Source organism: Pseudomonas machongensis (genome assembly GCF_034961125.1).
Classification (GTDB): domain Bacteria; phylum Pseudomonadota; class Gammaproteobacteria; order Pseudomonadales; family Pseudomonadaceae; genus Aquipseudomonas; species Aquipseudomonas machongensis.
In genome coordinates, this window is the sequence record NZ_JAYFUI010000155.1 from 1 (window position 1) to 8,454 (window position 8,454).

7 protein-coding genes and 1 pseudogene are annotated in these 8,454 nt (G+C 62.1%); 1 reads left to right on the plus strand and 7 read right to left on the minus strand.

What is annotated here, in order from left to right; translation table 11 throughout:
• Positions 1-187, plus strand: a pseudogene (locus VA602_RS15045) (IS110 family transposase); the annotation flags it as partial.
• 404 nt (positions 188-591) lie between these two features.
• On the opposite strand, the gene VA602_RS15050 reads toward VA602_RS15045, so the two are convergent.
• From VA602_RS15050 to VA602_RS15080, 7 genes are all read right to left on the minus strand, one after another.
• On the minus strand, positions 592-1,224 hold the full coding sequence (locus VA602_RS15050) for a BRCT domain-containing protein (RefSeq protein ID WP_323453610.1): 633 nt from the start codon (positions 1,222-1,224) through the stop codon (positions 592-594).
• A gap of 13 nt (positions 1,225-1,237) precedes the next feature.
• Entirely contained in the window at positions 1,238-1,636 is a 399-nt protein-coding gene (locus tag VA602_RS15055; RefSeq protein ID WP_407682512.1) for a hypothetical protein, read from the minus strand.
• A gap of 281 nt (positions 1,637-1,917) precedes the next feature.
• On the minus strand, positions 1,918-3,573 hold the full coding sequence (locus VA602_RS15060) for a GMC family oxidoreductase (RefSeq protein ID WP_323453611.1): 1,656 nt from the start codon (positions 3,571-3,573) through the stop codon (positions 1,918-1,920).
• 54 nt (positions 3,574-3,627) lie between these two features.
• Complete coding sequence (locus VA602_RS15065; RefSeq protein ID WP_323453612.1) at positions 3,628-4,845, minus strand: mandelate racemase/muconate lactonizing enzyme family protein; 1,218 nt, start codon at positions 4,843-4,845, stop codon at positions 3,628-3,630.
• Entirely contained in the window at positions 4,842-6,134 is a 1,293-nt protein-coding gene (locus VA602_RS15070; RefSeq protein WP_323453613.1) for an MFS transporter, read from the minus strand. The genes VA602_RS15065 and VA602_RS15070 overlap by 4 nt, the downstream gene beginning before the upstream one ends.
• Positions 6,135-6,216: 82 nt before the next feature.
• Positions 6,217-7,641: an aldehyde dehydrogenase gene (gene aldA, locus VA602_RS15075; RefSeq protein ID WP_323453614.1), complete on the minus strand. Its 1,425-nt coding sequence runs from the start codon at positions 7,639-7,641 to the stop codon at positions 6,217-6,219.
• A gap of 328 nt (positions 7,642-7,969) precedes the next feature.
• Positions 7,970-8,454 (minus strand): transposase (locus tag VA602_RS15080; RefSeq protein ID WP_323453615.1); only part of this gene is annotated, 485 nt, incomplete at its 5' end.

Below are 8,454 nucleotides of genomic sequence, written 5' to 3' on the forward strand. Positions count from 1 at the left end.
GGCCGTAAGGCAAAACCCCTCGCTCAAGGCGAAGTACCAAGCACTGCGCGAAAGGGGCAAGGCAGCCAAGGTCGCGATTGTGGCCTGCATGAGAGTTTTCATCGTACGACTCAATGCGATGCTAAGAACAGGCACCCCATGGCAGGATGTGGAGTTGCCTCAGTGCAAGAGCGCAACACCGGCGTAAATCCGAACGCCGTACGTGTGGGAGCGGGTTTACCCGCGAAAAAGACACCGCGCTGCCTGGCACGGGCTACGCCCGTGTTCGCGGGACAAGCCCGCTCCCACAGGGGATTGGGCTGGTCTTTAGATTTTGAGCAAGACAGTTGCTCCCACAAGGATTGAGCTGGCTTTTGGATGTTGGATAAGGCCGTTGCTCCTGCAGGTACTTCACCGGACGCTAGGGTCTGTATGAAAAGCCTTGAGACGAAGGTCAGGCAGGGCGAAAACAGCCGAGGAAGCGGAGTTTACGGGTTGTAAATGAGCATTCCGAGGTTGTTTTCAACGCAGCATCACCGAGTATCAAAGCTTTTCGTACAGAGCCTAGGTCAGTGCGGCACCTGTGGGAGTGGGCTGTTCCGTGATTCCCTCTCAGCCGAACAATGCCCTCTGCCAATGCGCCTCGCTAATGATTGCGATGCCTGCACCGGACTCCCGGACATCGACTGCTTTCTTGATCTTGGTGCCATAACTGCTATGTAGCCATTGTTCGTTGCCGATGCTGCCAACCACCAGGTAGTGAACTTTCTTGCTGACGCTAGCCCCAATCAGACCGCCACGGTCTGTCACCAGTGTTTCGCAATCTTTTCGCGGGCCGTAGGCCATCGTGCCGGTGAAGAGGTAGACGCGCCCACTCCATTGAAGCTCGGGCGCCGGATCATTCAACGGTAATGTTGTCGGTGCGTTGAAGGGATGGAGGTTGGTGCGTGGTTCACCCGTGAATTGTTTGAGAAGGGCGAGCAACTCCGTAGATTCTTCTGTATCAAGTACTCCGTCTTGCAGCATATCGGAGAGTCGGCGATAGAGCAGATTGATAACGGGATCGTCCAGATAGGTAAGATGTTGCTCAATCCAGGCTTTAAGGAAATCCGCCTCCTGCTGATTCACCCTGTTGTCAGCTGTGATACCAGTGACGATGCCAATCAATGCATCAGCGGAGCGTCTTTCAATACGAGCTTCGTGGAAAAAACGGCTTTTCTGAAATTCCTGATGAAGATCGACCATGGCCTGCTTCCTTTTATTCGCCAAGGAGAGTTGCGTCGGCATACTTGTTTTGTTCCGGCGTGAACGTCGTACGCATACCCGTTTGGCTGCAGGTCAGAGTGATTTCCCGGGCGGTTTCGATGCTTAAGTCTTCGCCGCGCAATCCCTGCCACTGTGCAAGGTACTTGAGTGAGCCGAACTTCAACGGTTTTTGTATCGCGCGATCATGACCGCCTTTCCATCCCAGTACGGGAAGTTGGTTGTCACGGCATTTTTGCGCCAAATCCGGGTGGCTTTCGGCCTTTTGGCGTCCAATTTCCCAGCATCGAATCAATCCTTTATCGGGGCCTTCCCAGGCCATGTTCCATGTGACATTTAAACGAATGGATTGATTGATAGGGCGGTAGAGATGAGAGGTTGAGTTGGAATCCATATCCTTGGCTCCGAGGTGGTTGGATCCAATGCTACTGTTGAGCCATTACGGTGTCCACCTACCTGAGAACACTCGACAATCACACCTCCAGACACCGATCGTGCAGGAGGGCGGCTATCACCTGCAGAGCCTGGAAGCGAATGCCCAGGCGTTCTTCGCTCAAACGAGTGACTGGCGTTGATATTGGTATCCAAATGGATTGTTTTGCCCCGTAAAGTCGCTTTTTTGCTCGCCAAAACCGGGCAAGCTGCTGTGCAGCTCGCCCGATTGGCCGGTGCCGCTCAGGCCGAGCGGCGTTGAGTCTCGGCCATGGCCGGGGCCGTTTGCCCGACCGATTCCAGAATCAGGTCTGCACCTTTCTCCGCCACCATCATCACTGCCGCGTTGGTATTGCCTGAGGTCACATTGGGGAATACCGAGGCATCGACGATGCGCAGCCCGTCCAGCCCATGCACCGCCAATCGCGCATCCACCACGCTGGTCGACGGGTCGTTGCCCATCGCGCAACTGCCGCACAGGTGATAGATCGATCCGCAGTTCTCGCGAAAGTACTGCAGCATGCTCGCGTCGTCGTCCACCGCCGGGCCCGGCAGCACTTCCTCGACCGTGATCGCGCGCAGCGCCGGGGCCTGCATGATCGAGCGCATCAGACGGCTGCCCTGGATGGCCTCGTCGATGTCTTTCTGCGTGCTCAGGTAGTTCGGATCGATCAGCGCAGGCTCACGCGGATCGCGCGAGGCGATGCGCACTTCGCCGCGGCTGGTCGGTCGGCAGGGGTTGAAGCACAGCAGGAAGCCCGAGTAAGGCTCCGGCTGCAGGCTGGCCTTGTTGTTCTTGGGGATCTGGTACGACAAGGGGTTGAAGTACAGCTGCAGGTTCGGGTGCGCCTGTTGGGCATCGCTGCGGAAGAACCCGCCGGACTGGTTGACGCTCAGCGCCAGCGGCCCCTTGCGGGTCAGCAGGTATTGCAGGCCGAGCTTGAGCTTGCCCAACAGCGAGCCGAACACATCGTTCAGGGTCGGGATATTGGCCTTGTAGTAGTAGCTCACGCACAGGTGGTCCTGCAGGTTCTTGCCCACGGCCGGCAGGTGGTGGCGGGTGTCGATGCCGTGCCGGTCGAGCAGGGCGCGGTCACCGATGCCGGACAGTTGCAGGATCTTGGGCGTGTCCACCGCACCTGCCGCCAGGATTACCTCGCGGCGGGCACGAAACTCGCGCGCTACGCCGTTCTGCGAAATGCGGACGCCGACCGCGCGCTTGCCCTCGAGCAACACCTGTTCGACCAAGGCGTGATGCTCGATGTGCAGGTTCGGGCGACCCAGCGCCGGGTGCAGGTAGGCGAAGCTGCTGGAGCTGCGTTGGCCGTCACGCACGTTGACGTCGTAGATGCCGGCCCCTTCGAAGTGCTTGCCGTTGAAGTCTTCGCTGCGCGGGTAGCCCAGTTGCTCGCAGCCTTCGAGAAACACATCGCAGATCGGATGGGCCTGGCCCTTCATCGGGGTGATGCCGATCGGCCCGCTGGCACCGTGGTATTCGCTGGCCCCGGCCGGGTGCGATTCGAGCTTGCGAAAATACGGCAGCACGTCCTTGAACGACCAGCCCTCGGCGCCATTGGCGGCCCAGTCATCGAAATCATGAGCCTGGCCGCGTACGTAGATCATCGCGTTGATCGAACCGGAACCCCCTTGCACCTTGCCGCGCGGCGCATACAGGTTGCGCCCGGCCAGATGGGCCTGGGGCTGGGTGTAGTACATCCAGTTGAAGGTGGGGTTGTAGTAGAGCTTGGCGAAGCCCACCGGCAGCTTGAACCATGGCGAGCTGTCCTTGCCGCCGGCTTCGAGCAGCAGCACGCTGTGGAGCCCCGACTCGCTCAGGCGCGCGGCGAGGATGCAGCCAGCCGAGCCTGCGCCGGCGATGATGTAGTCAAAATCGTTCATGTATCGCTAACCCTGTGAATAGAGGGCCGCCCCGAGGCCGGGGCGGCTTGACGCTCAACCTTTGGCCGGCGAGACGTCCTTGACGTCGACCGGATGCGGCGCCATCTGAAGGTGCAGGCGCTCGCCTTGGTAGCCCGAGTAACGGCGTACCACGTCCATGTCCAGCTCGACCCCGAGGCCCGGCTCGCGGGAAGGGATGATGTAGCCGTCCTCCCATTGCAGAGGCTTCTTGAGGATTTCGGCGTGGAAGCCATCCCAGGTGCCGATGCTTTCCTGGATCAGGAAGTTCGGTGTGCAGGCCGCCAGCTGGAAGCTCGCCGCCGCGCCGATCGGGCCGTTGTAGAGGTGCGGGGCGATCTGCGCGTAGTAGGCCTCGGCCATGCTGGCGATCTTCTTGCCTTCGAGCAGGCCGCCGCAGCGTCCGACGTTCATTTGCAGGATCGACGCACCGCCCGCCTGCAGCAGCTTGAAGAACTCGTACTTGGTGGTCAGCCGCTCGCCGGTGGCAATCGGAATGCTGGTCTTGGCCGCGACCTGGGCCATGGCTTCTTCCTGGCCCGGTGGGATCGGCTCTTCGAACCATAGCGGATCGTATTTTTCCAGGCGCTTGGCCAGGCGGATCGCCGACGATGGCACCATCTGCCCGTGGGTGCCGAACAGCAGGTCGCAACGGTTGCCCACCGCTTCACGGATGCGCTTGCAGAAGGTTTCGCAGCGCTCCAGCACCTCCAGCGACAGCTGATGGCCGGAGAACGCGGTGTAGGGGCCTGCAGGGTCGAATTTGAGCGCGGTGAAGCCCAGTTGCATGTTCTGCACGGCGCATTCGGCGGCCAGGTCCGGGTCGCTGTAGTCGTACTCGCCCTGGGCGTTGACTGGGTAGAGGTAGGTGTAGGAGCGCAGGCGCTCGTGCACCTGGCCGCCGAGCAGCTCGTAGACCGGCTTGTTCGCGGCCTTGCCGATGATGTCCCAGCAGGCCATTTCCAGGCCGCTGACCACGCCCATCATGGTCAGGTCCGGGCGCTGGGTGAAACCGCTGGAGTAGGCGCGGCGGAAGAAGCGCTCGATATGGTGCGGGTCCTGGTCGAGCAGGTAGCGCTCGAACACGTCCTTGATGACCGGCACCATGGCGCGCGGATGGAAGGTCGCGGCGTAGATCTCGCCGACGCCCTCGATGCCGCAGTCGGTCTTGAGGGTGACGAACAACCAGTACATGCCGCCGACATGCGGCGGTGGCACGGCCACCACGTGGGTTTGCAGGGATACGATCTTCATGCTTTGCCCGCCTTGGACTTGATGCGTTTGTTCAGGATGAGGGTGGCGACGACGCCGAGCAGGCCCATCACCACGACGTAGGAGAAGTAGATCTGGTAGCCGACGAAGCCTGGGAAGTGATCGATGATCCAGCCGTTGAGCAGGGGCAGGAACACGTCAGGCGAGTAGCCGACCAGAGAGATGATGCCGATCGCCAGGCCCGTGACCCGCAGCGGCACCTGGCAGTCGTCGAGGATGGCCCAGTACAGGCCGCGGATGGCGTAGGTCATCAGGCCGATGAAGATCACCAGGAACACCAGCACGCCCAGTACCCGCAGGCTCGGCAGCACGATCAGGCCGATCATGCCGACGGCGGCGAGGACCATGGCCCAGGCCAGCACACCGGTCTTGGAGAAGCGGTCACCCAACCAGCCGCCGCCGATGCCGCCCAGCGGGCGCATCCACAGCTTGATGGTGGTGATCAGGCCGGCGGCGGTGGCGCTGAGGCCGAAGCCGCCCTCCTGCAGGTAGGCCGAGAAGCTGTAGGTGGCCCAGAAGAAGTGGTAGCCGCAGAACACGATGGCGGTGACCAGCCACAGCTCCGGGATCGCCATCAGGGTGCGCAGGTCCTGCAGCAGGTTGGCCTTTTCGCGGGGCTGGTGGGCGCTGCTCTTGACCTGCGGGTCGCGCACCAGCATCAGCGCCAGGCCCAGGATCACGCAGCAGGCGGCGTAGAAGTGGATGACCCGGGTCAGGCCCACGGCGCTGCCACCGGCATTGTCGGCAACCTGGGCGAACAGGGCGATGGCGATGGTCGCCAGCAGCGCCTCGACCAGGCCACGGCCGCCATCGAGCACACCGAAGAAGCGGCCTTGCTCGCTTTCACCCGCGATCATCTTGACCCGCTTGATCAGCGAGGCCCAGAAGGTCAGGCCGGTGGTGATGCCAAAACCGCAGAAGATCGCCAGCAGCGCTTCGAAGCCTGGCAACTGGGCGTACCAGACGCCGAGCAGGCCGGTGCCGACCAGCGAAAAGCTGATCAGGAAGCGCGGTGAAATGCGATCGGCGAGCCAGCCGCTGGGCAGGTAGCTGACCAGGAAGGCGGTGCCGAGGATCGAGTACAGATAGCCCAGCTCGCTGTTGCTGATCGACAGCGCCTCGAGCATGGTGCTCTGGTACACCTGACGCAGGTACAGCATCGGGTAGATGGCGCCGGCGGCCAGCACCAGCAGGGCCAGTTGCAGGTAGCGTGAGAAGTTGGCAGAAGTGCTGGCCACGCTGAGCGCCTCGGGGTTTATTGTTTTTTTCATTGTTGTTCTCGTGGGCCGATCTGTCGTCGGGGTTGTCGCAGGGCAGTGGAGCAGGGCACGCAGCTAGCGTGCCCTGCACGGGTCAGTACTTGAGGACCACCAGGCGGGTCTGGGTGAATTCGAGCATGCCGTGCTTGCCGTCATCGCCACCCAACCCCGAGCGTTTCCAGCCGGCGTGGTAGCCCTGGTACGGGTCGGCAGGCGTGCGGTTGACGTACAGCTCGCCAGCCTCGATGGCGTTGGCCAGCTTCATGGCGCTGCGGTAGTTCTCGCTGTAGAGCACCGACGACAGCCCGAACTGGTGGTCGTTGGCCATGGCCAGGGCCTCGTCGAGGGTGTCGTAGGCGAGTACCGGCAGCACCGGGCCGAAGGTCTCTTCCTGGACGATTTCCATGTCCTGGCGGCAAGCGCTGAGCAGGGTCGCGGGGTAGAAGTTGCCTGGGCCCTCGGGCAGGTAGCCGCCAGCTTCGATACGGGCGCCGGCCGCCACGGCGCGCTGCACCTTGGCGTGGATCTCATCGCGCGAGCCTGCGCTGATCAGCGGGCCCATGCAGGCGGCATCCTCGGCGCGGTTGCCGATGCGCACGGCGGCGAACTTGTCGCGCAGCAGGTCGAGGAAGCGCTGGTGCACGCTGGCCTGCACATAGACGCGCTCGATGGCGGTGCACAGCTGGCCGCAGTGGGTGGTCTTGGAGGCGACAATGGCGGCGGCAGCGGCCTCCAGGTCGGCATCGGCCTCAATGATGGCCGGGGTCTTGCCGCCCAGCTCCAGCGAGGGCTTGGCGATGTTGGCCTTGCAGTATTCGAGCACCGTGCGCCCGGCGCGCACGCTGCCGGTCAGGGTGATCATGCCGACGGCCGGTTGGGTGCAGAGGGTGGCGGCAACATCGTGCTGCATGGCCAGGATGTTGATCACCCCGTCGGGCAGTTGTGCCTGTTGCACGGCGCGGGCGATGGCGAAGGCCGACAGCGGGGTGTTGTTGCTTGGGCGCACGACGACGGTGTTGCCGGCGATCAGCGCCGGGGCAACCTTGCGCAGCAAGGTGTAGACCGGGTAGTTGAACGGGATCAGGCAGGCGACCACGCCGATGGCTTCGCGCTTGAGCAGGAGGGTTTCGTCGCGGGTGTCGCTGGGGATCACTTCGCCTTCGATGCGGCGTGCCCATTCGGCGTGGTAACGGGTGATCTCGGCGGCGTACAGCGCCTCGTTGCGGGCTTCGCCGGGGGCCTTGCCGGATTCGCAGGCCAGCGCTGCGCCGATGTCGTCGGCGCAGGCTTCGAGGGCGTCGGCCAGGCGGCGCAGGTGCTGGGCACGCTCGATCGAGGGCAGGGCAGCCCAGCTGCGCTGGGCGCGGCTGGCGGCTTCGACGGCCTGGATCGCCTGGGCAGGGCTGGCGGCGCTGACGCTGCCGACCTGCACGTCGGTGGCCGGGTCGAACACGCTCAGGGCGGGTTGCTCGGGGGCGACGACGAAGCGACCGTCGATGAAGTTGTGCTCTGTACGCATGAAATTGTCCGCTTGCGGGGTGAACGGGCCCACAAGGGGCTGGCGAGCGGGCACGGGGCGGCGCTGGCGCAGCGGTTTTTCTTGTGGGTTATGGCGAACAATTTGTCGCAGGCAGGGACGGGGAACAAACGATTAATGCGTGGGGGTAATGTGCTTAAAACGCATGTTACTTGAGCTGTAGTGGGGACTGCTTCGTGGGCAAGCGGGGCGCCGAACCGCCACTCCTGCGGGTACCCCAACGACTCTGAAATCGGCGCGGTACCTGTGGGCACCTGTCTTGCTCAAAAATCCAAGGCCAGCCCAATCCCTGTGGGAGATTCTATGGTTCTCAGCAAGCCAGTTTCGCCCCTTTGGTGACGTATTCGTCCTGATTTTTCATCAGGGCGAATGCCACCCGCGCGAGCTTTCTTGCCAGGATTACCAGAGCTTGGGTCGTTGCTTTACCCGTGCTCAGATGCTGTTCATAAAGTCCCTTCCAAGCGGCAGATCTGCTGGCAGCCATCGCAGCGTTATGCAATAAGCGACGAATTTCTGAGCAACCTCGCTTGGTAAGGCGGCGGCGTCCATTCTTCTGTCCGGAATCATTAACTCGTAGATCCATTCCCAGGAATGCAATGTACGAGTCACTGCTTTTGAACTCGCCCCTCACAAAAGCCATCACCAATGCTGTCGCTGTGAGAAAACCAATGCCCTCTACTGCTTGGCAGCGAGCGACCTGCTCCTGCAGCCCAGCCTCTCGCAGCACTTCTTTAATCTTCTTTTGGATCAACTGATCCAATCGATCTATTGATGTCACGAAGGTTTCGAAGGCAG